The 26,046-nt window shown below is 71.1% G+C and carries 23 protein-coding genes; 13 read left to right on the top strand and 10 right to left on the bottom strand.

Annotated elements, in window-relative coordinates; all coding sequences use genetic code 11:
• Window positions 1–138: 138 nt before the first annotated feature.
• Window positions 139–906 carry a hypothetical protein gene (locus ACQP2H_RS11985; RefSeq protein ID WP_433232745.1) on the top strand — a complete coding sequence of 256 codons (768 nt, stop codon included), beginning with the start codon at window positions 139–141 and terminating at the stop codon, window positions 904–906.
• Between the two features lie 82 nt (window positions 907–988).
• Window positions 989–1,342 carry a hypothetical protein gene (locus tag ACQP2H_RS11980; RefSeq protein WP_357537271.1) on the top strand — a complete coding sequence of 118 codons (354 nt, stop codon included), beginning with the start codon at window positions 989–991 and terminating at the stop codon, window positions 1,340–1,342.
• A gap of 45 nt (window positions 1,343–1,387) precedes the next feature.
• Here ACQP2H_RS11980 and ACQP2H_RS11975 read toward each other — a convergent pair whose 3' ends face one another.
• Window positions 1,388–1,750 (bottom strand): hypothetical protein, encoded by a 363-nt coding sequence (locus ACQP2H_RS11975; RefSeq protein WP_357537273.1) that lies wholly within the window; start codon window positions 1,748–1,750, stop codon window positions 1,388–1,390.
• Window positions 1,751–2,253: 503 nt separating this feature from the next.
• On the opposite strand from ACQP2H_RS11975, the gene ACQP2H_RS11970 reads away from it, so the two are divergent.
• On the top strand, window positions 2,254–2,904 hold the full coding sequence (locus ACQP2H_RS11970; protein ID WP_363822209.1) for a DUF4291 domain-containing protein: 651 nt from the start codon (window positions 2,254–2,256) through the stop codon (window positions 2,902–2,904).
• Window positions 2,905–3,054: 150 nt separating this feature from the next.
• On the opposite strand, the gene ACQP2H_RS11965 is transcribed toward ACQP2H_RS11970, so the two are convergent.
• Together ACQP2H_RS11965 and ACQP2H_RS11960 are read right to left on the bottom strand one after the other, a co-directional pair.
• Entirely contained in the window at window positions 3,055–4,584 is a 1,530-nt protein-coding gene (locus ACQP2H_RS11965; protein WP_433232742.1) for a hypothetical protein, read from the bottom strand.
• The gene (locus tag ACQP2H_RS11960; RefSeq protein ID WP_433232739.1) at window positions 4,581–5,147 is read right to left on the bottom strand and encodes a hypothetical protein; all 567 of its coding nucleotides are present in this window, start codon (window positions 5,145–5,147) and stop codon (window positions 4,581–4,583) included. The genes ACQP2H_RS11965 and ACQP2H_RS11960 overlap by 4 nt, the downstream gene beginning before the upstream one ends.
• 249 nt (window positions 5,148–5,396) lie before the next feature.
• On the opposite strand from ACQP2H_RS11960, the gene ACQP2H_RS11955 reads away from it, so the two are divergent.
• Window positions 5,397–5,624, top strand: a complete 228-nt coding sequence (locus tag ACQP2H_RS11955) for a hypothetical protein (protein WP_433232736.1) — start codon at window positions 5,397–5,399, stop codon at window positions 5,622–5,624.
• A gap of 164 nt (window positions 5,625–5,788) precedes the next feature.
• On the opposite strand, the gene ACQP2H_RS11950 is transcribed toward ACQP2H_RS11955, so the two are convergent.
• From ACQP2H_RS11950 to ACQP2H_RS11940, 3 genes are all read right to left on the bottom strand, one after another.
• Window positions 5,789–6,607 (bottom strand): alpha/beta fold hydrolase, encoded by an 819-nt coding sequence (locus ACQP2H_RS11950; protein ID WP_219460376.1) that lies wholly within the window; start codon window positions 6,605–6,607, stop codon window positions 5,789–5,791.
• A 19-nt stretch (window positions 6,608–6,626) separates the two neighbouring features.
• On the bottom strand, window positions 6,627–7,196 hold the full coding sequence (locus ACQP2H_RS11945; RefSeq protein ID WP_208570275.1) for a DJ-1/PfpI family protein: 570 nt from the start codon (window positions 7,194–7,196) through the stop codon (window positions 6,627–6,629).
• Window positions 7,197–7,289: 93 nt separating this feature from the next.
• Window positions 7,290–8,033: a GntR family transcriptional regulator gene (locus ACQP2H_RS11940; protein ID WP_219460370.1), complete on the bottom strand. Its 744-nt coding sequence runs from the start codon at window positions 8,031–8,033 to the stop codon at window positions 7,290–7,292.
• Between the two features lie 443 nt (window positions 8,034–8,476).
• On the opposite strand from ACQP2H_RS11940, the gene ACQP2H_RS11935 reads away from it, so the two are divergent.
• From ACQP2H_RS11935 to ACQP2H_RS11905, 7 genes are all read left to right on the top strand, one after another.
• The gene (locus ACQP2H_RS11935; RefSeq protein ID WP_308290677.1) at window positions 8,477–9,862 is read left to right on the top strand and encodes an extracellular solute-binding protein; all 1,386 of its coding nucleotides are present in this window, start codon (window positions 8,477–8,479) and stop codon (window positions 9,860–9,862) included.
• Window positions 9,859–10,812 carry a carbohydrate ABC transporter permease gene (locus tag ACQP2H_RS11930; protein WP_219460363.1) on the top strand — a complete coding sequence of 318 codons (954 nt, stop codon included), beginning with the start codon at window positions 9,859–9,861 and terminating at the stop codon, window positions 10,810–10,812. The genes ACQP2H_RS11935 and ACQP2H_RS11930 overlap by 4 nt, the downstream gene beginning before the upstream one ends.
• A complete protein-coding gene (locus tag ACQP2H_RS11925; protein ID WP_219460361.1) occupies window positions 10,812–11,729 on the top strand; it encodes a carbohydrate ABC transporter permease in 918 nt (305 codons plus the stop codon). The genes ACQP2H_RS11930 and ACQP2H_RS11925 overlap by 1 nt, the downstream gene beginning before the upstream one ends.
• Complete coding sequence (locus ACQP2H_RS11920) at window positions 11,729–12,796, top strand: ABC transporter ATP-binding protein (protein WP_219460358.1); 1,068 nt, start codon at window positions 11,729–11,731, stop codon at window positions 12,794–12,796. The genes ACQP2H_RS11925 and ACQP2H_RS11920 overlap by 1 nt, the downstream gene beginning before the upstream one ends.
• Window positions 12,796–13,872, top strand: coding sequence for an ABC transporter ATP-binding protein (locus tag ACQP2H_RS11915; protein WP_208570269.1), 1,077 nt, complete (start codon window positions 12,796–12,798; stop codon window positions 13,870–13,872). The genes ACQP2H_RS11920 and ACQP2H_RS11915 overlap by 1 nt, the downstream gene beginning before the upstream one ends.
• A gap of 230 nt (window positions 13,873–14,102) precedes the next feature.
• Window positions 14,103–15,563 carry an NAD-dependent succinate-semialdehyde dehydrogenase gene (locus tag ACQP2H_RS11910; protein ID WP_357537287.1) on the top strand — a complete coding sequence of 487 codons (1,461 nt, stop codon included), beginning with the start codon at window positions 14,103–14,105 and terminating at the stop codon, window positions 15,561–15,563.
• 195 nt (window positions 15,564–15,758) lie between these two features.
• Window positions 15,759–16,967: an iron-containing alcohol dehydrogenase gene (locus ACQP2H_RS11905; protein ID WP_219460349.1), complete on the top strand. Its 1,209-nt coding sequence runs from the start codon at window positions 15,759–15,761 to the stop codon at window positions 16,965–16,967.
• Window positions 16,968–17,109: 142 nt separating this feature from the next.
• Here the strand turns inward: ACQP2H_RS11905 and ACQP2H_RS11900 are convergent, their stop codons facing one another.
• Window positions 17,110–17,886 (bottom strand): maleylpyruvate isomerase family mycothiol-dependent enzyme, encoded by a 777-nt coding sequence (locus ACQP2H_RS11900; protein WP_219460346.1) that lies wholly within the window; start codon window positions 17,884–17,886, stop codon window positions 17,110–17,112.
• Between the two features lie 373 nt (window positions 17,887–18,259).
• On the opposite strand from ACQP2H_RS11900, the gene ACQP2H_RS11895 reads away from it, so the two are divergent.
• The gene (locus ACQP2H_RS11895; RefSeq protein ID WP_255597534.1) at window positions 18,260–18,988 is read left to right on the top strand and encodes a DUF1062 domain-containing protein; all 729 of its coding nucleotides are present in this window, start codon (window positions 18,260–18,262) and stop codon (window positions 18,986–18,988) included.
• A gap of 168 nt (window positions 18,989–19,156) precedes the next feature.
• Here ACQP2H_RS11895 and ACQP2H_RS11890 read toward each other — a convergent pair whose 3' ends face one another.
• Window positions 19,157–20,167, bottom strand: coding sequence for a LacI family DNA-binding transcriptional regulator (locus ACQP2H_RS11890; protein WP_433232727.1), 1,011 nt, complete (start codon window positions 20,165–20,167; stop codon window positions 19,157–19,159).
• A 361-nt stretch (window positions 20,168–20,528) separates the two neighbouring features.
• On the opposite strand from ACQP2H_RS11890, the gene ACQP2H_RS11885 reads away from it, so the two are divergent.
• Window positions 20,529–22,883 carry an AbfB domain-containing protein gene (locus ACQP2H_RS11885; RefSeq protein ID WP_357537292.1) on the top strand — a complete coding sequence of 785 codons (2,355 nt, stop codon included), beginning with the start codon at window positions 20,529–20,531 and terminating at the stop codon, window positions 22,881–22,883.
• Window positions 22,884–22,946: 63 nt separating this feature from the next.
• Here ACQP2H_RS11885 and ACQP2H_RS11880 read toward each other — a convergent pair whose 3' ends face one another.
• Together ACQP2H_RS11880 and ACQP2H_RS11875 are read right to left on the bottom strand one after the other, a co-directional pair.
• Window positions 22,947–24,158, bottom strand: a complete 1,212-nt coding sequence (locus ACQP2H_RS11880) for a chitosanase (RefSeq protein ID WP_433232724.1) — start codon at window positions 24,156–24,158, stop codon at window positions 22,947–22,949.
• 431 nt (window positions 24,159–24,589) lie between these two features.
• Complete coding sequence (locus ACQP2H_RS11875) at window positions 24,590–25,996, bottom strand: NAD(P)/FAD-dependent oxidoreductase (protein ID WP_219460326.1); 1,407 nt, start codon at window positions 25,994–25,996, stop codon at window positions 24,590–24,592.
• Window positions 25,997–26,046 lie beyond the last annotated feature (50 nt).

Below are 26,046 nucleotides of genomic sequence, written 5' to 3'. Positions count from 1 at the left end.
ATCACCGGCGTGCAGGTCGACTCGTGCACCACGTCTGGTTCGAGCTCCACGAGGACCTGATCGCCACCCTACGCATCACCCGCTGACCGCACCACGCATCGACTCCCGCAACTGGCGCGGGGCTGGGACACTGCGCCCATGAGTCAGGGTGTGCCCGGCGTGTCGTCCGGCCGGTGGTGGGGAGCGTTACGGATCGCCCTGGTCCTGCTGTGGCTGCTCGGGGCGGCGACGACGTGGTGGACCGCTCCGCGCCAGCAGGGCTACGACCGGGCCAGGGCGGACGCGGTCGCGGGCCGGGTGGTCGCGTACCAGTGGGGTGACCGGTGGCAGGTGGACCGTTCGCCACCCTGGTTCGGCTCCGCCACCCTGTGGGGCTCCGGCACCTCCGGGCCGCTGTTCGCGTGGAGAACACCCGACGGGCGGGTGCACTGGACGAACACCGACCGGTTCGGACAGGTGAGCACCACCGGGACCGTCGAGCAGGAGAGCTACTCGGGACCCGGTGCCGTCGGTATCGCGCAGCAGCTGCGGGTCGCCGGGCTCGAACACCGCGCCGGTGGCGTCCACTCATCGATGACCGTCGTCAGCGGGACCGGCCTCCTCGTCGCAGTCGTCGCGCTCGTCGTCGTCGCCGCCGGCCCGGCTCCGGTCCGGGGCACCCGGTGGTTCTGGTTCTGGCTGATCTGCCTCGCCCCGTACGGCCTCGGACTGCTGTTCTGGATGGCCCGGGACCACCCGTGGTCGAGGTCCGCGGCGGCGGTGACCACGCGGAGCCCGACGTACCCACGGGACCGGGGCGTGCTCGGCTTCGGCGTCGGCGCCCTCGCGTCGGTTCTGATCGGTGCCGTGCTGTTGGTCCTGCATCAGTCACTGGGTGACTGGTGGGTGCCGCGACCGGACGCCTAGCAGCACGCGGTCTCCCCGCGTGCCGACCGGGGACGGGCCCGAACGGTCCTCGGGTGCGACCGGGGTGCGGGACAATACTCCCATGACCTCTACCGGATCGTCGCGGCTGTCGTTGTGGTCCACCGACTCGGTGCTGTCGATCGGGTCGCGGGGCTCGGTGCTGTCCATCGGCAGCGTCGGCTCGATCGCCTCCGTCGGCAGCGTCGGCTCCGCCGGATCGGTCCTGTCCATCGGGTCGGCACTCTCGGTCGGGTCGGCCCTGGCGTGGCGGTCCCGCTGGTCGCTGCTGGCCGACCGTTCCTCGGGGGCCGCGATGGGTTCCCGCGAGAGCGCCCGCACGCTGGTCGGTCCGACGGCGACGGTGGCGGCCGTGGCGTTGGCCGCCTACGCCGGCTACCTCCTGACGCGCAGCCGCCATCCGGGTGAGGGTCGTTGAGGGCGGACGCGGCAGGGGTGCCGGGGAAGGTGGCGCACGGCGCGCTCAGCAGTTGCCGGGCTTGTCGTTGCGTGTCACGGCGGTCCAGGTGAGCAGCTGGCCGGGCACCACCGTGACCAGGTAGGGGCTGCCGTCGGACTGCTTGAGCGTCTTCGCGTACGCGTCGCTGACGGCGTAGACGTGCAGTTCGAAGCTCTGTCCCGGTGACCTGTCGTCGCCGACCACGACGCGGTTCGCCTGCCAGGTGTGCGGGGTGGGGAAGTGGAGCGGTTGTTCGTAGAAGTAGCCCTGGACACCGGCCGGGCGCACGAAGATCACGGCGGTTCGTCCCGCTGCCGGCTCGTCCCCCGTGCCGGAGACGTCCGAGCAGTTCGGCACGACCGTCGCACTCGTGATCGCGAAGCGCACCGACGGGGTCCTGGACGGTGTCGGAGCCGTCGTGGGGGGCTTCCGGGTGGGGGGTGGACTGCTCCGTGTCGGCGGTGGAGTCGGCGTCTCCGGTCCGGCCGATGCGTCAGGGGTCGGCGTCCCTGGTGGAGACGGCGTCGGAGCCGGCGGTGAAGTCTGGCCGATCGACGACTCGGAACCCGACTGGCTCTCCTTGCCGGGTGTGCGGTAGGTCGGCATGGCCGCCACGACCCCCACGATCAGCGTGACCAGCGCGCCGAGCGCCGTCACCAGCACGCCGAGCGCAGCCACCTGCTCGGCAGACCTCAGCGTTCGCCACCATCGCCGCATCCGTACCCTCCTCGATCAGCCGACGCGGACTTTCAGTACACCGGGTGCGAGCAACAGACACTGTCCATCGGGGAGGTGGTCGACGCGACAGCCCGGTCCGTGGTGGATCGTGCGGCTCGGTGCAGGGGCGAATCCGGTGGACCTGTCGGTTCCTGATCGTCGAGGATCGGCGGATGTCCGTACCCGTACGTCAGATCCGTGCTCGCTACTCGACCACGACGATCACCGTGTACCAGGCGTACCCGCCGCAGATCGCGCTGCCGGCGGTGTCCGCCGGACGTTTCGTGGCCCCCTTCAAACGGGACCGGATGACGTGGATCAAACCGTCGTTCCTGTGGATGATGTACCGCTGCGGCTGGGCCACCAAGCCCGGGCAGGAACGCGTGCTGTCCATCGAGATCACCCGGGCGGGTTTCGAGTGGGCGTTGGCACACGCCTGCCTGAGCCACTACGACCGTGACCTGCACGGCGACGCGGCGACCTGGGCGCAGCAGGTGAAGACCAGCCCGGTCCGGGTGCAGTGGGACCCGGAGCGGTCGCTGCGTCTGACCGCGTTGCCGTACCGGTCGCTACAGGTCGGGCTGTCCGGCGAGGCCGTCCACCGGTACGTCGACGACTGGATCGTCGCCGTCGAGGACGTCACCCCCGCCGTCGAGCAGATCCGGGACCTGCTGCGCCGGGGTGACGAGCAGGCAGCGGCAGCACGCCTGCCCGCCGAGCGCGGCTATCCGCTCCCGGACCGGATCGCCGTCGGCCTCGCGGCCAGCCCCGATGTCGCCGCTGCGCCGGGAGTCCCGCTCGACGGCACCGGCAGGGGCAACTGACGCCCTGCGGCCTGGCCGCAGCAGATCACCTGCCCGCCGACGTTCCGGCGGCTTCGGCCGCCGCCGCGCCGTGCTCCCCTGGCCCGGGGCGCCCGGTGCTACACCGCGGGCCCGGACCGCCGCCGACGGGCGCCAGGCGTCACGTCCGGCTCAGGGCGGAAAACCCGGCGGCCGGGGCCACTGCTCCGCCTCCGGGTCGGGCCGGTAGCCCGGTGGCGGCTGCCCGGCGGGTGGGCGTACCGAGGACGGCGGCGCGGCGGACGGGCCCGGACCGTGCGCCCCGGCGGCGGGTGCAACGGTGACCCCGGCCACGGGTGGAGGGCCGCCGCCCGGTGGGGGCGCAGCCGCGACGCCGACCACGGGCCGGGCCACGCCGGGCTCGGCCGGGACACCCGGCGCGTCCATCGGTGGGGTGGCAGGCCGCGCGGCCGGTGGCTGGTGGCTGGTGGGCTGCGGCCCCGGGAGCGCCGGTACGGCAACCCGGGGCCGCCAGACCTGCTCCCCGCCGATCAGGCTGCGGAAGTCGAACTGACACTTCGGGCAGGTGCGCAGTGCGGTCTCGGCGCGGCGGTCACCGCACTTCTGGCAGTAGGTCACCACCGTCTCGTCGGCGTCCATCCCCTGGCAGCGGGGGCAGGCGAACTTGGGACCCTTGTTGTTGAGCTGCACCAGCCGGCCGGCGAGCACGTAGGGCGTGACCAGCCCGCCGATGCTGCTGGCCAGGTCCCGGGTCCGCCGAGTGCGCTCCTGCATGCGTTCCATCTCGGGGTTGGCGACCTTCTCCAGCCGGCAGGTGGTGCAGGTGCGCAGGGTCCGCACCGGCAGCAGTCCACGTAGCCGGGCCTGCTGGTGCAGGAAGGTCACCGCCGGCACGTCCGCCGGCTCGACGGTGATCCGGTCGGCCCCGCCCGCCGCGAGGCGTTCCTCGACCCGGAACACCAGCGACTGCACCTGCCCGACGAGCTTCGGCGGCATACCGCCCGGCCGGCTGACGATCAGCGTGCCGACCATCAGCATGCCGTCGGCCAGGTTGGCAGGGACCTCGGCAACGGCGTCGGCCGTCTCGAAGGTGAAGGTCGCGCCGCCGGTACGGGTGACGACCGCCTGCCGGTGCGCCTGCCCGTCGCCGTCGAGCAGCCGACCCGCGTGCCGGGACAGTGCCGCCTGCGCGCGGTTGGCCAGGCCGGCGGCGTGCTGCATCATCGCCACGTCACCCGGGCCCGTCTGCCGCCACCATGGGCTGAACGAGGTGGCCGCCACCGGGTCGAGCCGACCGAGTACGGCGTCGAAGGCGCTCAGCACGGACTCGAAGAGACCGACGTACACCGAGGTCACGCCCCAGTTCCGCCCCAGCCGGCCCGGCCATCGGTCGACCAGCAGCACGCCCACCAGTGCCCCTGGGCCGTCGGCCTCCAGGGTGATGCGCAGCTGTACCGGCACCTGGGTCGGCGAGAGGGTGACGCCACCGAGGCGGGAGCCGCGTACCGCCTCCAGCAGGCTGAGCTGCTCGGTCTTCAGCTCGAAGGCGAGTTCACGGAGACTGCGCAGCAGTTGCTGGCGGGCCACGCTCGGCGGGGCACCGAGCCGTCGTTGCGCGCCGGCCGCCAGCCGGCCGGGCTCCAGCCCGGCCGCGACGACCGGCGGCACGGCTCCGGGTCCACCGGTGTCAGCCCAGCTCATTCCGCTACGTCGTAGGAGACGCTGGTGTCGAAACTGGACCCGGCGGCGTCGTAGCCCCCGGCGGCGTAGGAGGTGTCGTACGACGTGCTGGCGTCGTAGGAGGTCGCGTCGTACGTGCTGGCGTCGTAGGAGGTCGCGTCGTACGTGCTGGCGTCGTAGGAGGTGCTGGTGTCGGTGCCGCTGGTGGCCCAGTCGACCTCGGCGGCTGCGGTCTCCACGTGGTCCACGACGGCGTCGGAGTAGTCGGCGGAGACCGTGTAGTTGTTCTCGGCGATGTCGGCGTGGTCGGCCGCCCGCGCCATGGCGCTCTCAGCGACGTCGATGTTGCCGGCGGCGGCGTTCTCCACGGCGTAGTCGGCCCAGTCCTGGGCGGAGTCGGCCCAGTCGTCACCGCTGTCCGCGTGCCAGTTCGACCAGTCCTGGTCGCCGACCGCGCCGCTGATCTCGCTTTCCACGATGGACGCCGAGGGTTCCGGTAGCGCCACCACCGCCTCGGTCGGGGTGGTGTCCCCGATCGGCGTGTCGGTGGTCAGGAAGTCGCCCCAGTCCGAGTCGGCACTCATGCTCTGATTCCCCAGATTTCGATGAACGTTTGCGGTATTCGGTCGTCGGCCGAGCGTTCCGGCCGAGCGACGAGAACTGTCCCACGATCGCGGCCGGGGCCGCGCGCCCGCCGCGACGGGGGGTGGACGTGTCGGCCGAGGTCACGGTGGTTTCCGGCCGGTGCGGCGGCGACGGTGTCTAGATGCCGACAGAGACTCCGCCGCACCGGTGTCCGCTGCCGACGGCCGGCGAGCCGGGTCGAAGGCGCCTTGTACGGTTTCGCCGACCGGACGGTCATCGTCCGGGCCGGGTCGATCCGGCCGATCGCCGATCTCGGCGGGATCAACTACATCGACTTCGACGGCCGCGAGCCGTCCCGGGCGAAACTCGTGGAGCGGCTTCGCCGGGCTGGTTGTGTCGTCGACGACCGGGGCACCGAGTGGCGGCGTCCGACCCGGTTCGAAGGGCTCGACACCTTCACCCGCCGCCCGTCCTGACCGGCACACCGGCACCCTGTTGCCGCGTCCGGAGGCCGGTCGTTCGCGCACGACGATGCGACATCGGTGATCCCGGTGGCACCTCAGGCTGTGCGCGGCGGCACCCGACAGGGGCCGCGTCACCTGCCCGCCGGGGCGGGGGACCTGCCGCGGCGGCCGGCGCGTTACGTCCGGTCCGGGCTGAGGAAGCACGACAGCAGGTGCCGGAACTCGTGCGGGTGCTCGATCGCCGGCACGTGTCCGCAGCGGCCGAACACGTGCAGACGCACGTCGGCCAGGTGGTCGAGCAGGGGTCGGGTCGCCGTCGCGAGCGGGGTGACCCGGTCATCGGCACCGTGGACGAGCAGGACGGGCGCGCGGATCGCGGCCAGCGTCCGCACCCCGAGGGTGAGGTCGTCGACCCAGCGCGCGCGGGGCGGCGGGAACAACGACGCGTACGCGGCGGCTCCCGCCCGCATCGCGTCCGCGCGGGCGGCGACGGCCGCGTCGGTCACCAGCGTCTGGTCGAGGAAGAGTCGACTGAGCATGTCCCGTGCCCCGACCGGGCCGGCGGGGGCGGCCCAGAGCGCGTCGAGGTCGGCCGACAGCGGTGCCCCGGGGGCACCCATCGTCGAGACCGCCACGACCCGGGTGACCTGCCGGGGGTACGCGGCCGCCAGGGCCAGCGCCACGGCCCCGCCCATGGAGTGGCCCACCACGGCGTAGTGCTCGATACCGAGAGCAGCCATCAGTCCAGCGGCCTGCCGGGTCCACAGCCGGAGTCCACCCCGGGAGCCCGCCGGGACGGGGGTGCCGCCGAACCCGGCCTGGTCAGGGGCGAGCACGCGCCAGGACGGGCCCAGGGCCTGGGCCGTCGCCGCCCAGGCTCCGGACCCGGTCGTGCCGGGTCCGGAGCCGTGCAGCATCAGCACCGCCGGCCCGACGCCACTGTCGAAGACGTGGACGGGAGAGCCGTCGACGGTGACCGTCCGCGGTGTCGTCATCGGGACGGGCCGGGTGCGCTCACGCCGCGGGCGAGTCGACGGACTTCGCGAAGAGTTCCATCATCGCCCGGCCGAACTGCGGCATGTCGGGCCATCCCCGGCAGGAGACGAGGTTGCCGTCGACGACGTCGGGCGCGTCGATGACGGTCGCGCCCGCGTTCTCCATGTCACCGGTGATGGGCGGGAAGCAGGCCGTCTTGCGACCCTTGAGCAGCCCGTACACCGCGGGGACCTGCGCGCCGTGGCAGACCAGCGCGACGGGGAGGTTGCGGGCGAAGAAGTGTTCGGTGATGCGCCGGACGTCGGCGTCGACCCGGATCCACTCGGGTGCCCGTCCGCCGGGGATGATGAGGGCGTCGTAGCGTTCGACGTCGACCTCGGCCCAGGGCACGTCGACCGGCAGTTTCCTGCCGTTCTTCTCCACGTAGGCGTCGGAGTTGGGGTCGAACTCGTGGATGACCAGTTGCACGTCACGTAGCGTGCGTGACGCGACGTCGACGTCCCAGCCGCCCTCCTGCACGCGGTAGTAGGGATACATGGTGTCGAGTTCCTCGGCGGCGTCGCCGGTCAGGAGCAGCGCTCTGGGCATCTGCTTCTCCTCGCAATGTGGTGGCGGTGAGGTGGACGCGATCCAATCCGATCCAATCCGATTGAGCTAGCATTCCTCCGCCCCGCCCGCCCGTCAAGCCTGCACGGCCATCGCCTCCGCGCCCTCGATCTCGTCGAACAGCCGCCGGAAACGCTCGCCGGAGCGCAGGATGTGCCGACGCATCGCATAGGCGGCGGCGTCGGGGTCCCGCGCGGCGATCGCCGCCACCACGTCCTCGTGCTCGGCCATGGCCAGGTGGGTGACCTGCGTGTCGTGGTGCAGCCGGAACAGGTGAACGTGGCTGTGCAGCCGGGCGAGCGACTCCCGGATGACCTGGTTCTCCGCGCTCTGCGCGACGAGATCGTGGAAGGCGGCGTCGCGCAGCCCGAACGCGCCGTAGGCGGTGGGTCCGCTGCCACCCTCCAGCTCCGCCATCTCCTCCAGCATCCGCCGCAGGCCGGCGACCTGCGCCAGGGTGGCACGTTCGGCGGATCTGCGCGCCGCCGCCGGTTCGAGCAGCAGGCGGACCTCGAGCATGTCCTCGAAGCGGTGCCGGGTGATCTGGGGCGGGATGCGGTAGCCGGCGTGGGGCACCCGCACGACCAGCCCCTCGGCCTCCATCCGGTTCAGCGCGTCCCGGATCGGCGTCTGCGAGACCCCCAACTCGCGCGCCAGGACGTCGATCGTGACGCGGGAGCCGGGCTCGATCCGGAGCGACATCAGCTGTCCGAGCAGCGTGTCGTACACCTCGTCGGCAAGGCGGCCGCCAGCTCGTCCCGGCGACGTTGCGCCCGGCACGACCCTACGGCCCCGCGCGGCCGTCGCTTCGTCGTCCATCGTGACGTGGGGTCCTCTCTTGCGCCTGCGGGAACCTGTTGACATCAGTCACGACGCTGCGACATGCTGACGCCCCCCACCCGATCGTATAGGAAACGTGACGGACGCCCGTCATCCTGCACCGTCGCCGTAACGCCTGCCATCGCTCCACTCGATCATCTGGAGCTCCCATGAGCATGCTCGACGTCCTGCCCGCTTCGTCACCGGGCCACCGATGGGCCGACGTACCCCTTCTCGACAGCTGACGACCGGCACGTCGCGGCGGTCCGTGACCACCGTCCACGGGTCGACCATCGCGCCGGCCCGGCACCACGCCTGAACGACCCGGCACCTGCTCGGCGAGGCACCTAGCGAGGCTCTAGAAGTCCCCACCACCCCAGAAAGCAGGAACCCTCATGCGGCATCCGAAGCGAGTTGGACGAACATCCGTTTCCGGCCGAAAGGTGCGGCTGGCGACGGCGGCCATGCTCCTGCTGGCCACGACCCTGGCCGCCTGCGGCGACGGCCAGGACGACGGTACGAAGACGAGCGCCCCGAAGGCACCGGCGACCATCCCGGAACTCACCAAGGACCCGCTGACCCTCAGCTTCATCTGGTTCGACTGGCCCCCCGCCCACGCCCTGGAGGACTTCGCCAACGCGGAGTACAAGAAGGAACGGCCGAACGCCACCATCAAGGTCAACACCGTGCCGAACGCGAACTGGCACGACGCGATGTTCACCCAGTTCGCCGCGCGCAAGACCGACTTCGACATCGCGATCCTGGACTCGCAGCACATCGGCGAGGCCGTGACGAACGGCAACATCCTCGACCTCACCGACTTCGTCAAGAAGAACATCGACGTCGACGCCTACAACCCGTACCTGCTCGCGGCGTACGGCCAGTTCCCGCAGGCCGAGACCGGCAAGCGCGACGAGAACGCCAGCCTGTACGGGCTGCCGCTGCTCGGCGACACCTGGACGATGATCTACCGCAAGGACCTGATCGGCGACAAGCCCCCGCAGACCTGGGACGAGATGATCTCGGTCGCCGCGAAGTGCCAGGCGGACAACCCGGGCGTCAGCGGGCTGGCCTTCCACCAGGCCAACGGCTCCGACGCGGCAGCCGTCACCTACAACACGGTCAACGGCGTCTACGGCGGCAACCTCTGGAACGCCAAGGACCGCAAGATCGACGGCGTCCTCAACGACACGGCGGGCCACGAGGCGATGGACGTCCTGGTCAACAAGATGAAGCCGCTGACCGCCAAGGGCTCCGGCAACTGGTTCATCGACGAGGTTAACGCCGCGGTCGCCCAGGGCAAGGCGTGCATCGCGTTCAACTGGATCGCCGCCAGCGGCGGCCTGCTCGACCCGAAGCAGTCGACGCTCGGCACCAGCCGGGAGCAGATCCTCGGCAAGCTGGGGTTCGCCACCCTGCCCACCCAGAAGACGAACCTGGTCCCGCTCGGCGGGATGGGGATGCACGTGTCGGCCTACTCCCCCTCGGCGCAGCAGGCCGAGGCGCTGAACTTCATGCGGTGGTTCGAGCAGGCCGACGTGCAGAAGAAGTGGGCCGCGGCCGGTGGCGTGCCCGCGCGTACGGATGCCCTGCAGTCACCCGAGTTCCTCAACGCCGGGCCGTTCAACCAGGTGTACGCCGACTCGGTGCCGCGGATGCGGGACATGTGGAACGTGCCCGAGTACGCGCGGCTGGTCGACATCGAGAACACCGGCGTCAACGCGGCCCTCAACGGTGCGAAGAACCCGAAGGCCGCGCTCGACGACATCGCCCGGGAGCAGCAGGGCGTGCTCGACTCCAGCAACCGCAAGGGCGGCGGCGGGCTGTGAAAGACCCCGTCCCGCTGACGACCGACCGCCCCGGGCAGGTGGTGTCCGCGACGCCACCTGCACCGGGCCGGTCCCGCCGCCGGCTCAGCGACCGTGGCCTCGCCGTGGTCTTCGTCTCCCCCGCGCTGCTGCTGTTGCTCGGCATGTCGGTGTTCCCGCTGCTGTGGGCGTTGTACCTGTCGTTCACCGACTACTCGGCCACCCGGGGCGGGCCCGCCCGGTTCGTCGGGTTCGGCAACTACACCGCCATCCTGACCTCGGCGCAGGTCCACCAGCGGGCCCTGACCACGCTGATCTACGTGGTCGGCGCGGTCACCCTGCAGACCGTGCTCGGCTTCTCCATCGCCTACCTGATCTCCCGCCGTACGCACGGGCGCGGAGTGCTGACCACCCTGTTCCTGGTGCCGATGATGTTGTCGCCGGTCGTGGTCGGGCTGTTCTGGCGGTTCATGCTCGACGCGCAGTTCGGCGTGGTCAACAGCATGCTCGGCTCACTGGGTCTGGGGCAGGTGGAGTGGCTCACCCGGCAGCGCACCGCACTGGTCTCCCTGATCGTCGTCGACACCTGGCAGTGGACGCCGTTCATCATGCTCATCGCGCTCGCCGGCCTCACCGCCGTCCCGAAGTACCTGTACGAGGCCGCCTCGATCGACCGGGCGTCCGAGTGGTTCCGGTTCCGCACCATCACCCTTCCGCTGGTCTGGCCACTGCTGCTCATCGCCGTGCTGTTCCGGGCCATCGAGGCGTTCCGGCTGTTCGACCTCGTCTACATCCTCACCAGCGGAGGACCGGGGGTCTCCACCGAGACGCTGTCGTTCCACGTCTACAAGGTCGCGTTCCTGGGCTTCAACACCGGCACCGCCTCGGCGTACGGCATCCTCATGGTCCTCGTCGTCATCGTCCTGACGCAGCTCTACCTGCGCTACCTGAACAAGCTCAAGGAGGGCTGATGGCCGTCTCCGTCGACGAGGCCGTGTCCGCGGGCCCGACCCCGGACCGCCCGCCCCCCGCACGCCGGGTACGCCGTCGGGGCCGTGGCCGGTCGGTGCTGGAGGTCGTGCTGCTGACCGTGCTGGCCGTCGTGATGCTCTTCCCGGTGCTCTGGATGATCGAGACGTCCATCAAGGAGAACCGGGACGTCTACGCCGTGCCGGCCGAGTTCTTCGGCTTCACGGTCACCCTCGACCACTTCCGGGACGTCTTCGTCGGCGCCGACGGTGGACGCTCGGCACTGTCCGTGGCGTTCCTCAATTCCGTGGTGGTCGCCGGGGTGTCCACGGTGCTGGCCACCGTGCTGGGGGTGCCGGCGGCCTGGGCCTACTCCCGCTTCACCCTGAAGGCCAAGAAGGACCAGCTGTTCTTCATCCTGTCCACCCGCTTCATGCCGCCGGTGGTGGTCGTGGTGCCGATCTTCCTCATGTACCGCCAGGTCGGACTCATCGACAGCAAGCTCGGTCTGATCCTCATCTACGCCGCCTTCAACGTCCCGTTCACGATCTGGATGATGAAGGGATTCGTCGACGAGGTGCCCGCCGAGTACGAGGACGCCGCCATGCTCGACGGCTACAGCCGCCTGCAGGCGTTCGGGAAGTTCACCCTGCCCCTGCTCGTGCCCGGCATCGCCGCGACGGCGGTCTTTGCGCTCATCTTCTCGTGGAACGAGTTCGTGTTCGCCATCTTCCTCACCTCCAGCGACGACGTACGGACGGCACCACCGGCCATCGCCGGCCTGATCGGCGGCACCACCGTGGACTGGGGTCTGGTGGCCGCCGCCTCGGTGGTGTTCGCCCTGCCGGTGCTCGTCTTCGCCTACCTGGTCCGCCGGCACCTCGTCGCCGGTGTGACCCTCGGGGCGGTGCGACGCTGATGGCGGGCATCGAGGTGAGCGCCCTGCACAAGCGCTACCCGGACGGCACGGTCGCCGTCGAGCACGTCGATCTGTCCATCGGCGACGGCGAGCTGTTCGTGATGCTCGGCCCGTCGGGGTGCGGCAAGACCACCACGCTGCGGGCCGTCGCCGGTTTGGAGCGGCAGACCAGCGGCGACATCCGCATCGGCGACACGCTGGTCAACGACCTGCCGCCGGCCGAACGCGACATCGCCATGGTGTTCCAGTTCTACGCGCTGTACCCGCACCTGAAGACCCGCGACAACCTGGCGTTCCCGCTGCGGGCCGAGGGACTGCCCAAGCACGAGGTGCAGGCGCGGGTCGAGGAGGCGGCCCGGCTGATGCGGCTCGGTCCGCTGCTGGACCGGCGGCCCCGTCAGCTCTCCGGCGGAGAGCAGCAGCGGGTCGCGCTCGCCCGCGCCCTGGTACGCCGGCCGCGCGCCTTCCTGATGGACGAACCCCTCACCAACCTGGACGCCGAGTTGCGGGCGGACATGCGCACCGAGATCAAGCACCTGCAGGGGGAGCTGGGGGCGACGATGGTCTACGTCACCCACGACCAGGTCGAGGCGATGTCGCTCGGTCACCGCATCGCCATCCTCAACAAGGGCCGTGTCGAGCAGATAGGCACCCCGCTCGAGGTGTACGACCGGCCGGCGAGCCTGTTCTGCGCGGCGTTCATCGGCTCCCCACCGATGAACCTCATCGAGGTGGAGGTGGCCGACGGGAAGCTGCGCGGTCAGGGCGGACTGGTCCTCACGCCACCGCCCGGCCTGCCCCGCGACCGCCCACTGGTCGCCGGGGTCCGGCCGGAGGCGCTGGAGGTCACCGCGCCGGGGGCGGACCGGTCGGTTCCGGCCCGCGTGGTGTCGGCGGAGTGGCTGGGCGACGAGATCATCTACGTGGTCGACCACAGCGGCGGACGCGACGTCCGGGTCCGGATGCCACCGACGGTCCGGTTCGCCGCCGACGCCCAGGTCGGGCTGCGGCACACCGGCGGGACACCGGCGGTCTACGACGTACGCACGGAAGAGCTGGTGGCCTGATGGGAACCGTTGCGGTACAGGGGCTGTGCAAGTCCTTCGGTAAGGTCCAGGCCCTGGACGGGGTGACGCTGGACGTGCCGGACGGCGCGTTCTTCGTGGTGCTCGGGCCCTCCGGGGCGGGCAAGACGACGACCCTGCGGGCGATCGCCGGCCTCGACCGGCTCGACGCCGGGACGGTGCACCTGGACGGCAGGGACGCGACCACCGACGCCCCGGCCGCCCGTGATCTCGCGATGGTCTTCCAGAACTACGCCCTCTACCCGCGACACACGGTGTACGAGAACATCGCATCACCGTTGCGGGCCCGGCGCCGTCCGTCGGGCGAGATCTCCGCCGCCGTCGAGCGGATGTCGGACCTGCTGCACATCGGGCGTCTGCTGAACCGTCGTCCCGCGCAGTTGTCCGGCGGTGAGATGCAGCGGGTCGCGTTGGCCCGGGCGCTGGTGCGCAGCCCCCGTGCGTTCCTCATGGACGAGCCGCTGACCAATCTCGACCTCAAGCTCCGCGTCGAGATGCGTACCGAGCTCACCCGCATCCACCGCAGCCTCGGGGCGACCTTCGTCTACGTGACCAACGACCAGGTCGAGGCGCTGTCCATGGCCGATCAGGTCGCGGTCCTCAAGGAGGGGAAGGTGCAACAGGTAGGCACCCCGACCGAGGTGTACGAGCGTCCCGCCAACCAGTGGGTCGCGGGATTCGTCGGGAGCCCGCCGATCAGCCTGCTCCCCTGCCACGCCGAGGGGGACCGCCTGGTCGGTGCGGCAGGCTGGACGCTGCCGCGGCCCCGCTGGGCCGCCGCGCAGGACGGCCGCCCGCTGCTGCTGGGTCTGCGTGCGGAGGACCTGTCCGTCGAGCGGCGCGCAAGCGCCACGTTGCCGGGAGAGCTCTACGGGCTGGAGCCGCTCGGCGACCGGACGGTGGTCGACGTCCGGGTCGGTGCGCAGATCCTCAAGGTCAAGTCCCGACCCACCATCACCGGTACGCCTGGCGAACAGGTGCTCGTCGCGGTCGACCTGGACCGGGCGCACCTGTTCGACGCGGGAACCGGGCTGTCGCTGTCCGAGGCCGGGCGGTAGCCACGTCGGGGGGCACCGGCACCAGGCACCGCCACGTACCCCGCGGCGCGTCACCGGTGAGCACGACCTGACGACCAGCGCCCGCGAGGGCGGTCGGTGGTGCGGGCGGCACCGCAGACGAAGCCATCTTCGAACCGCGCCCCGCCGGGGGCGGGTGACCCGTCCGACTGCGCGCGGCGCGATCGCCGGGCAACCCGGACAGCACCACGACGAGCACAGGAGGCGACGCAATGAGTGACCCGATGGACGTCCTGGCCCCCGAGCACCGGCGGCTGCGGATCGGCGACGCCTGGCGCGACGCCGCGGGCGGCGTCACCTTCGCCGTCGAGGACCCGGCCACCGGCAGGACCATCGCCGAGGTGGCGGACGCCGACGTCGCCGACGGGCTGGCCGCCCTGGACGCGGCGAGCGGGGCGGCGGCGCAGTGGGCGGCGACCCCGCCACGGAAACGGTCGGAGTTGTTGACCGCGACGTACCGGGTGCTGACCGAACGGTCCGAGGAGGTGGCCCGGCTGATCACGCTGGAGATGGGCAAGCCGCTCGCCGAGGCCCGGGCGGAGGTGGCCTACGGCGCCGGGTTCTTCCGGTGGTTCGCCGAGGAGGCGGTACGGGTCGAGGGGCGTTACAGCACCGCCCCTGCTGGTGGATACCGCATCCTCACCGTGCCGAAGCCGGTCGGACCGTGCGTCTTCGTGACGCCGTGGAACTTTCCGCTGGCCATGGGTGCCCGCAAGATCGCCCCTGCGTTGGCCGCAGGCTGCACGACGATCACCAAGCCGGCCGCCCAGACACCGCTGACCATGCTGTTGCTGGCCCGCATCATGGCGGAGGTCGGCGTACCCCCGGGGGTCGTCAACGTGGTCACCACCAGGCGTTCCGGCGCGGTGGTCTCCGCGCTGCTGGCCGACGCCCGGACCCGCAAGCTGTCGTTCACCGGCTCGACCGAGGTCGGGCGGGTGCTGCTCCGGCAGGCCGCGGACAACGTGCTGCGTACCTCGATGGAACTGGGCGGCAACGCGGCCCTGATCGTGTGTGCCGACGCCGACCTGGACGTCGCGCTGGACGGTGCCATGGTGGCCAAGATGCGCAACATCGGGGAGTCGTGCGTCGCGGCCAACCGGATCTACGTCGAGGAGCCGGTACGCGAGGAGTTCACGGCGCGTTTCGTCGAGCGGATGGGTGCGCTGTCGGTGGGCCCCGGTCTCGACGACGGTGTGGACGTCGGTGCGTTGATCGACGATGCCTCGGTCACCCGGATCGACGAGCTGGTCACCGACGCGGTCGATCGCGGCGCCCGGGTCCTGGTGGGTGGTGAGCGTCCGGCCGGGCCGGGGCACTTCTATCCGCCCACGGTCCTCGTCGACGTGCCGGGGGAGGCGCGGATGCTGGGGGAGGAGATCTTCGGCCCGGTGGCGCCGATCATCTCGTTCACGTCCGACGACGAGGTGCTGGCGAGGGCCAACGACACCGAGCACGGCCTCGTCGGGTACGTCTTCACCCGTGACCTGCGGCGGGCGCTCCGGTTCGCCGAGGGGCTGGAAACCGGGATGGTCGGCATCAACCGTGGCCTGATCTCGGACCCGTCGGCCCCGTTCGGTGGCGTGAAGCAGTCCGGGATCGGCAAGGAGGGGTCGCACGAGGGCATCCTGGAGTACCTCGACCTCACCTACGCGGCGATCGACCTCCCGTGACCGGCCTCCCGCCCCGGGCATCCACCGGAGATCGTCGCGTCCGGTGCCCGTCCGCCCTGCCCGGTCCCCGCCCGGGAGGCGTCCGGGCCGCTCAGGCCGCCCGGGCGGCCGACCTCACCGACGCCGTCGGGGTCCCGCAGGTGACCTGGCAGTCCGCCCAGCACATCGCCGCCGATGTTCCGGAGAGGCACCGACATGCTTGAGACCGTCCGCGGACCGCGCCAGTTGATAGTCGGCGAAGGGGTCGCGCAGAACATCCCCCGGGTGGTGGCCGAGAGTGGCTCGCGGGTCCTCATCGTGACCGACCGGATCCTGCTGGGGCAGCCGGGGGTGGCCGGGATCGTGGCCGCCGTACGGGAGCGGGTCGAGGTCGTCGAGGTGTTCTCCGACGCGACCCCGGACGTACCACTCACCGATGTCGACCTGGCGGTCTCGGCCGCCGCCGCGGTGGACGCCGACGTGATCCTCGCCGTCGGGGGTGGCACGGTGATCGACCTCGCCAAGATCGTCGGGGTCATCCGGCGGCACGGTGGGACGCCGCGCGACTTCTACGGCGAGGCGCGGGTGCCGGGGCCGACGATTCCGCTGGTCGCGGTCCCCACGACGTCGGGGACCGGCTCCGAGCTGACCCCCGTCTCGGTGCTGACCGACCCGGACCGTGCGCTGAAGGTGGGGGTCTCCAGCGTCCACATCGTGCCCGACTTCGCCATCGTCGACCCCGAACTCACCTACACCTGCCCGGCGACCGTCACCGCACACTCGGGCATCGACGCGTTCTGCCACGCGGTGGAGAGCTACACGGCGCGGCCCCGGGCCCACGGACCGCGCGATCCGGTGGAGCAGGTGTTCCTCGGTCGCAACCCGGTCACCGACCACTACGCGCTCCGGGCCGCCGAGCGGATCGCCCGGAGCCTGCGTCGTGCCGTCAGGGACGGCGGCGACACCGACGCGCGGGCGGACATGTCCTACGGGTCGGTGCTCGCCGGGCTCGCCTTCTCCCACGCGGGCAACGCGGCCCCGCACGCGCTCCAGTACCCCATCGGCGCGGCCACGCACACGCCGCACGGTCTGGGTGTCGGACTGTTGCTGCCCTACGCGCTGCGTGCGGCCAGAAACGCTGTCGGCGACCGGTTGGCCGTCCTCGCCGGGGTGTGCGGGCTCGACGTCGCCGACGCCTCGGATGCCGAGGCCGCAGACACGTTCCTCAGCTGGCTCGACGGGCTCCTTGCCGACATCGGCATCCCGCCCACCCTGGCCGACATCGGGGTGGCCCGCGCCGATCTTCCCCGCTTCGCGGAGATGGCAGGTGGCGTCACCCGCCTGATCCAGAACCACCCGGGCCCGACCGACACCGCGAGCCTGACCGCGATCCTGGAGGCGGCCTGGGCCGGGGACCGGGCCTGACCCGGCGCCGGTGCTGCGTGGGCGGCGGCCCCCGTCGGGGAGGTCGTCGCGGCGCGGCCCCGTCCGCTGTCCGGGCAGGGCCGGCAGGGTCCACCGCCGTGCGCCGAGGCCGGCGCACGGCGGGTGGGTCCGTCGTCGCGTGCTACTCCTCCGGCTCCCAGGCGATCAACTGGTCGAAGACACGCCGGTCGCCGTCGACCCGCAGCGAATCCATCGTAATCCGGCCGTAGCAGAACATGACCAGCTCATGGGCCGTGCCCCGGGCGGAGACGTAGGCCATCTGCGGGTCCTCGACGGCGACCGGCGTGGGGAGGCGGGCGGTCCGGGCGCCGTCGGCGGAGAACCAGGTTCGCCATGACCGGCCCTCGGTGGCGTGGTAGTCGACGACCGCGGGCTGGTGCGGCCAGGCGATGGTCGTCGCGACGCAGGTGGTCAGGAACTCGTCGACACCGTCGAGGGCCACCTCGTCCGGCAGCGGCTGCGGGGTGCCCACGGCGGCCTGGGCGTCGTAGGTGTGCACGGCGACCTGCTGGAGTTGGTGCCGGGCGACGGCACCGGTCGTCTGCGGCGACTGCGACGGACCCCACCACGTCCAGCAACCGCGGTCCGGGCCGGCATCGCGCAGCGCGTCGAGCAGTTGCTCCGTCGACGCGGCGAACCAGTCCAGCAGAGCGTCGCGCTCCCGGGGAACCACCGGGGCGGACATCGCCGGTGGAGCGTCGGCGGGGCCGGCGGCCACGATGGCGGCCCACCTGCGTCGCCCTTCGCCCAGGTGCTGCACCAGGTCGAACAGCGTCCACTCCGGGCAGGTCGGTACCCGCACGTCGAGGCTGGGTGCCGTCGCGACCGCCGCCCGGAACGCGCATGATCGTTCGTCCATCAGGCGCAACAGGTCAGCGAACTCCAGAGTCTCTTCCACGGCAGCTTTCTACTAGCTCCCGGCCACAACCGACAGGGGATTTCGTCTTCCGGGCGGCGGGGTCGCACGGAAAACCGGTTGTCCCTCGTCGCGCGGGTTGACCATGCTGACGCGCATGGGTCGGTGACCAGTGGCGCACGTGCGCGATGACGACGGGTTCGAGTCAGCTCCCCGTCTCATTCGTCGTGCCACTCGAAGCCCGCACCGGGTGACCGGTGCGGGCTTCCTTCACGCGACGTGATCTGCGACGTCGCGCCAGCCGGCATGCTCCCCGCCGAGATGCCGGCTGCCCGCCACCGGATCCGGGATGCACCCCCGGCGTGCCATCGCACCCCCGGGCGTCTCCTGCCTAGACCCTGGAATCGCCGAAGTCATGAACAGTTCCCGCCATCTCCGCGTGCCGGCCCACGGCCATGGGCCCGGCATCGACCGCAAAGCGCTGTGGGTGGTCAGCGAGCTCGGACTACCCACCATCGTCAGGTCCTGCGTGTCGTGCAGGTCCACCCGGCACCACCCCACCGGCAAGGTCCGGGTCAACGCCAACCACAAGCTGCTCGACGTGTGGTTGTTGATCTGCTGCGACCGGTGCGGTCGCACGTCGAAGATTCCCGTCCACGAACGCGTCAACGTGCGGGCGCTGGACAACGATCGGCTGCGGCTGTTCGAGAACAACGATCCGGCCGTGGTGCGACAGTTGACCATGGACGCGACACTCGCCCATCGGGCCGGCCACCAGCTCGACTGGACCGGCACCTGGCAGCTGGACACCGACCTGCCGTTCTACGACCTCCAGGATGCGGACGCCGCGCCACTGGAGGTCGTCGTCAGGTTCGAGCTGCCGGCGCCCGTCCGGATCGAGAAGCTGCTCACCGCCGGGTTCGGCCTGAGTCGTCCCGCCCTGCGGGGCATGGTGGACTCCGGGCGCATCCGCCTGCCCCTGCCCGTCGGAGCCAGGGCCCGCGAGGATTTCACCTTCCTGGTCGTCGCCCCGCCCCGGTCACCCGGGGCTGTCGGTGCACGTCCCGGCGGGGGTGCGTCGGTCGGAGGCGGTGGTGGCCGGCGCGGCTCCCGCCCGGCGGTCTCGGCGTCGGACGGGGGCTGACCCCCGCGCGGGGGTCGGACCGTGACGACCCGGTTGTCCACGAGGGAGGTGAACGTCGACTCGGGGGTGATCAGGCCCCACTTCACCAGCCACCGGTAGGTCCGCTCGAACTCGGCCTCGGGGTAGGGCTCCGGGGTCGACGTGGCGCACCCCGGAAGGGACGACCGGTCAGCGCACCGGCCCGGTGCTCTCCCGGGCGACGAGGTGGAAGGAGGGCTGCACGTGCATCGGCGGACCCCCCTCCCCCTCGATGCGGGACACCAACCGGCGCACCGCCGACCGGCCGATCGCGCGTTTGTCCGGGGCGACGGTGGTCAGGGTGGGATTGCTGAAGCGTCCCTCCTCGATGTCGTCGATGCCGGCCACCGCCACGTCGTCGGGCACTCCCGCCCCGGACCGGGTGAGCGTTCGCAGGGCGCCGATGGCGGTCAGGTCGTTGTAGGCGAGCACGGCATCGGGAGGATGGTCCAGGCTCAGCAGGTGGCGCATCGCGTGCTCGCCGTCCGCCCGGCCGAACTGCTCCGTGGGTACGACGAGACCGGGGTCGAACGGGATCCCGGCCGCGTCGAGCGCCTCCCGGTAGCCACGGATGCGCAGGTGCGCGGACTGCCGGTCGCCCCCCGGCGGTGCGCCGACGAACGCGATCCGCCGACGGCCCAGCGCGACCAGGTGCGCGGTCGCCGTCCGGCTCGCCGCGACGTTGTCGATCGCGACGTGGTCGTACGGCACGTCGTAGACCCCCTCCCCGATCAGGACCAACGGCATCCGGGCCCGCCGGGCCAGCACCTCCTCCCGACCGATCGCCACCGGACTGAGGATGAGACCGTCGATGAGGTGCCGCTGCGCCCCCTCCAGGAGGGCCAGCTCGGCACCGCGCTCGGCGGCGGTGTTCTCCATCAGCAGCGTGTACCCGAGTCCGGCGGCCTCGCGGATGGCCACGTCCGCCAGTTCGGCGAAGTACGGATTGGTCAGCTCGGGAACGGCAAGCGCGATCAACCCGGTACGGCCACGGCGCAGGTGCCGGGCGCTCAGGTTGGGGGTGTAGCCCAGTTCGTCGATGGCCCGCTGCACCCGTTGCCGGGTGCCCTCCCCCACCGGCCGGTAGCCGTTGACCACGTTGGAGACGGTGGCGAGGGAGACTCCCGCCCGCTCGGCGATGTCCTTCAGGCTGACACCCATCTGCCGTCCCCGCCTCCTGCGCCGTCGACCGGTTGCCGGCACCGCCGCCACGCAGCCGCCGCAGCGACGCCGACGTCCACCGGGCACAGCGCGGCGGTGCGGAGATGAGGCTACCGATCCGGGTGGCGGACGCGCGGGCGGCAACGCATCGACGGATGGGGATTGACGTGTTGTCCGGCGGGGATCTATAACGTTATACACACCGCCCGGAAGTTCTGCCGACTGCCACCTGCCGCCCGGGACTTCCCCCGACGTCCGCGCCCGGCCTGGGGACCGGACGTGACCTGACCGGCCGCCCGACACCCACTGCCAGCCGCCGGCGGCGCAGTTCGGCCCTGACGGCCCGTCCGATGGAGACGGCATGACACGTCCCGATCCCGTCCGCCTCGCCGCCCCCCTGCTACTCGTTCTCACCCTGATCGCCGGCCTGCTCGCCGCGCCGGCCAGCCCGGCGCGCGCCGTGCCGGCCAAGAACCCACCGCTGACCACCCCCTGGACCGCCCAGGCACTCGTCGGCACGCCACTGCCGGAGTACCCGCGACCGCAGATGACCCGGTCCGACTGGCTCAACCTCAACGGCGAATGGCAGCTACGCCAGTCCGCCACCGACGACGCCCCGGCGTTCGGCACCGAGCTGCCCGAGCGGATCAACGTGCCGTTCCCGGTGGAGAGCGCCCTGTCCGGGGTGCAGCGCGCCGCCGGCGACAACCGCAACTACCTGTTCTACCGGCGGGTGGTGACGGTGCCCGAGAGCTGGAACGGACGCCGGGTGCTGCTCCACTTCGGCGCGGTGGACTGGCAGACCACCGTCTGGGTCAACGGGGTGGCCGTCGGTGGTCACACCGGTGGCTACGACGCCTTCACCCTCGACGTCACCGCGCCGTTGCGGGGCGGCGCGAACGAGATCGTGGTGAAGGTGTGGGACCCGACGGACAGCCGGCAGAACGGCAGTCTGCCGCCGATCGGCAAGCAGACCAAGCAGCCCGGCGGGATCTTCTACACGCCCAGCTCGGGCATCTGGCAGACCGTGTGGCTGGAACCGGTGCCGACGGCCTCGATCAGCAGCGTCGACCTCACACCGAGGCTGGCCGACGACACCCTGCGCGTCCGGGTCGCCACCCGGGGGGACGTCAGTGGTCACCGTGTCCTGGCCGAAGCGCTCGACGGCACCACCGTGGTCGGCTCCGCCACCGGCGGTTTCACCGAGTTCGCGGTGCCCGTGCCGAACGCCCGCCGCTGGTCGCCCGACGACCCGTTCCTCTACCACCTGCGCATCACCCTGCGTAATGCCGCGGGCGGTGAGGTCGACCGGACCACCCACTACTTCGGGATGCGCGAGATCAGCACCGGCGTGGTCAACGGTGTCCTACGGCCCAAGCTCAACGGCCAGTTTGTCTTCCAGGCCGGCACGCTGGACCAGGGCTTCTGGCCGGACGGGCTCTACACCGCGCCCACCGACGCCGCGCTCGCCTTCGACCTGCAAAAACACAAGGACCTGGGCTTCAACATGGTGCGCAAGCACATCAAGGTCGAACCGCAGCGCTGGTTCTACCACGCCGACCGGCTCGGTCTGCTGGTGTGGCAGGACGTCCCGTCCCTGACCGCGCAGGACATCAACGCGACCGACGCGCAGCAGGCGCAGCTCGAAGCCGAGGCCCGCGAGATCGTGAACGAGCATCGCAGCTCGCCGGCCGTCGTCACCTACACCGTCTACAACGAGGGGTGGGGTGAGCGGGCGCTGGCCGACACCCGCCGGGTCGCCCAGGCCGTCAAGACCCAGGACCCGACCCGGCTGGTCAACGCGCACAGCGGCCACAACTGCTGCCAGTCGTTGGGCGATCCCGGCAACGGCGACATCGACGACTGGCACGTCTATCTGGGGCCGGGCTCACCGGTGCCGTCGGGGAGCCGGATCGCCGTGCTCGGTGAGTTCGGCGGCCTCGGCCTGCGCGCGCCCGGGCACGAGTGGAGCCCGAACGGCAGCTTCTTCGCCTACGAGTGGCAGCCGAACGCGACCGTGCTGACCGACCGCTACGTCGGCCTGGTGCAGGGCACGCAGAACCTCATGATCGGCAAGGGGCTCAGCGCCTCGGTCTACACCGAGATCACCGACCAGGAGGGTGAGCTGAACGGATTCCTCACCTACGACCGGCAGGTGGTCAAGATGGACCAGGCCCGGGTGCGGGCCGCGAACCTGGCCCTCATCGCCGCGTCGAGGACGGTCGGCAGCTCGGCACCGGTGGCGCTGCCGCTGAACACCCGCCGTTCCCTACAGGTGACGACTCCCGGGTACACCAACCGGTTCCTGCGGCACCGGGACAGCCTCGCCTACACCGAGGTCGTGGACGCCAACAGCTCGGCGGTGCTCAGGAACGACGCGACGTACACGGTCCGGGCGGGTCTGGCCGACGCGGCGTGCTATTCGTTCGAGTCGGTCAACTTCCCCGGGCAGTTCCTCCGGCACCAGGAGTCGCGCGTACGCAACTCGCCGGACGACGGCTCGGCGCTGCTGCGCGCGGATGCCACCTGGTGTGCCCGGGTCGGGGTCGGCGGGGGTGGGGTCTCGTTGGAGTCCTACAACTTCCGGGGCAGGTACCTGCGGCATTTCAACTCGGAGGTCTGGCTGAGTGACGGCACGGGCGGCTCGGCGTGGAACACACCCGTGCTGTGGGCCGCGGACAGCACCTGGAACATCGCGACACCCTGGGCACCCTGAGGGAACGGTCCAGGGCGTCGGCACCGCGCCGACGCCCTGGACCACACCGTGGCACGACACGTTTCAGCCGATGCGGTACTGGTCGCCGTAGACGGCGAAGACCAGTGGCGTGTTCAGGTCGAAGTTGCCGTTGTCGAGGAACACCCGCTGGGCCGTGTCGACGCGGGAGGTGTCCGAGTGGGCCTCCTCCTTCTTCATCTCGACGACCCGCTCGTCGAGGAACGCGTTGAGCCAGGTCCGCTCGTTGCCGCCCTGCGCCGGGGGCTTCGCCCGGGTGAGGGCGCGGCTGCGGATCTGCCGCATGCCCTCGTACCCGTGCATGACGGCCGCGTCGTAGTAGGCGAACTGGCCGAGTGCCCGGACCCCGTCGTTCTTCCCGTCGCGGACCGACGGGGTGAAGTAGACCCGGTCCCGTTCGGCCTCCTGGGCGGCGCGGAACACCGGGTCGTTGGCGGCGGTGCGCCAGTCGCGGGGGTAGTTCGGGTCGAGGCCCGCGTGCGACGCGGTGCCGTTGACGGCGCGCAGCGCCGGCAGGTAGCCGGCCAGCACGTTGCCGGGCTTGGTGTTCGTGTACGCCTGGACCAGTTCGAGCATGTCGCCGGTGCCGGAGCAGAAGCCGATGATGCCGGCGGTGTAGCCACGACCGTCGCCGATGTCCTCGATGTAGGAGAACTGGGCACGCCAGTCGAGCGAGGAGTTCTCGGCCGCCGAGACGAGCTGCATGGCGACGTCCTTCTTCGCCGGGTCGTCGAGGTTGGTGCCGGCCGGGGCGGTGGCGGTCGGGGTCGGGGTGCCGCCGCCGGGGAGGGTCCACTGCTGGTTGGCGGTGCCACCGCAGGTCCAGATCTGTAGTCGGGCGCCGTTCGCGGTGCTGTGGTCGGTCACGTCGAGACACTTGCCCGAGGCGGGGTTGACCAGGGCGCCGCCAGCGGCGGCGGTCCATTTCTGGGCGCCGGTGCCGTTGCAGTCGTACAGCTGGATCTTGGTGCCGTTGGTGGTCGACGCGGCGGTGACGTCGAGGCACTTGCCGAGCGCACGGATCGAGCTGTCGCTGTTGCCCACCGTCCACGTCTGGGCCGCCGTGCCGTTGCAGTCGTAGAGCTGCACGGCCGTGCCGTTGGCCGGGTTGGCACCGGCCACGTCGACGCACCTGCCGGCCAGACCGGTGATCGGGCCGGCGGCTGCGGCGCTGGCCGACGGCAGGCCGTAGCCGACCGCCGCGATGCCGGTCAGCAGGGTGCCCACCGCGTAGGCGACTGTTCTTCTGCGCACCATGGCGTTCCTCGGGGGAAGGGCGGCAGGCCGCCGGCCGGTCGGTGCCCGGACGCGACGTTCGCCCAGGCGGGCACCGCAAGAATTAGGAAACTCTATTAACAACTAGCAGTACGTCCATCGGCTGTCAAACAGGGAGGAAGACCGCACGAGTCCGCAACGCCGGCCCAACCCGGCGTCCCCCTCCCGCACGGCCCCGGGTCGCCCTGGCCGCACAGCCCCCAGGTTGCCCTGGCCGCACGACCAGGGCAACCACGGTCAGCCACGCCCCCATGACCCGGGCGCGCACAGTCGGCACGTCACGACCCGTACGACAGGCGCAGCCTGCCGAGCCCGGGTCAGGCGCAGCCTGCCGAGCCCGGGTCACGCGCAGACTGCCGAGCCCGGGTCAGGCGCGGACCGTCGGGACAGGGTGGGAGCGACCGTGAGCGCCTTCAGGCAGGCGTCTCACGGACCCGCTCAAGGCCGAGGTGCGGGCTGGTGACGAGGCGGTAGTCAGCCGACTCCGCATCGGAGAGCGGGTTGCCACGGACCGGGGTGAAGTCGGGCCCGACGGAGTCCGGTGCGCGCACGGCCCGCATCTGCACCCGCACCGCTTCGTCACGCAGTTGATCGGTGATGACGCGGGTGGACGAGTTGGCCGCCTCACGCAGGTCGGACAGGCCACCGATGATCTCCGCGAAGGAACGGGACGAGACGCCTTCATCCGCCTGCACGGCCTGCTCGTCTCCGATCAACCGGTCGGACGTGAGGAAGAAGCCGTCCTTACCGAGATAGCGCTCGTACATGATGCTCACCAGCGCGAAGAGACGCATGTACGCACGACGGTAGGCAAATTCGAAGAACCTGAGGGCCTCCGCTTCACTGACCTCGCCACGGTCCATCGAAGCGACGCACGCCGCCGCGGTCAGAGCGCTGTAGAGCGCCAGATGCACGCCGGTGGACAGGAGCGGGTCCAGGAAGCATGCGGCGTCGCCCACGATCGCGTAACCCGGCCCGCAGAACTGATCCGCGATGTACGAGTAGTCGGTCTCGACCCTGGTAGTGCCCAGGAACGCCGCCCCGGCGGTCAGGTCCGCCACGGTCGGCGAGGCGGTGATCAGGTGCCGGTACAGGTCGTCCGACGACGGATGCTCGGAACGGTCACGGGCGAAGGCGTCCTTGGTGGTGACGTAACCGATACTCATCCGTCCGCCCGCCATGGGGATCACCCAGTACCAACCCTCTGGCGAGGAAATGATGTTGATTCCTCCGGTCGGCGTTTCGGGCAGCAGCCTGGCGCCGGTCCAGTAGCCCCAGATGCCGACGTTCCGCAGGTTGCTCAGCGGCTCACGGTTGCCGAAGTGACGGGTGCTGAGCAGCCCGTTACGGCCGGTGGCGTCGACCAGAAAGTCGAAATCATCCACGGTGAACGATTCACCGTGCTCCGAGGAGCACTCCACGGCCACGGGCCGGCCGTCGGCGAACCGAACTGAACGACCGGTGACGCCGGTGGTGACGGCAACCCCGTTCTGGCGGGCGTGCTCCAGCAGCAGCGTGTCGAACTCGCTGCGATCCACCTGCCACGACTGCACTCCGGACTGTTCTTGCCAGTCGAACGCCCACTGGTCGTCATCCCAGTGGATGACGCCGCCGTTCTTCTTCACGAAACCATAGTCGTCGATGACTTTCGACATGCCGATGACGTCCAGCACCACCCGGCACGACGGCGTGAGCGACTCACCCACGTGGTATCGCGGAAAGTGGGAGCTCTCGATGAGCTGCACGTCGAGTCCGGACTGGGCCATCGCTGTCGCTGCGGTGCTACCAGCCGGGCCACCGCCGATTACGAGAACCTTCATGTCACTGCCACCTCGCCGTTCTGGCCGTGTATGGGGTCGCCGACGATGCG

Source organism: Micromonospora sp. CA-248260 (genome assembly GCF_050942205.1).
In the GTDB taxonomy this organism is placed as follows: domain Bacteria; phylum Actinomycetota; class Actinomycetes; order Mycobacteriales; family Micromonosporaceae; genus Micromonospora; species Micromonospora antibiotica.
This window is presented reverse-complemented; position numbering and strand designations above follow the sequence as displayed.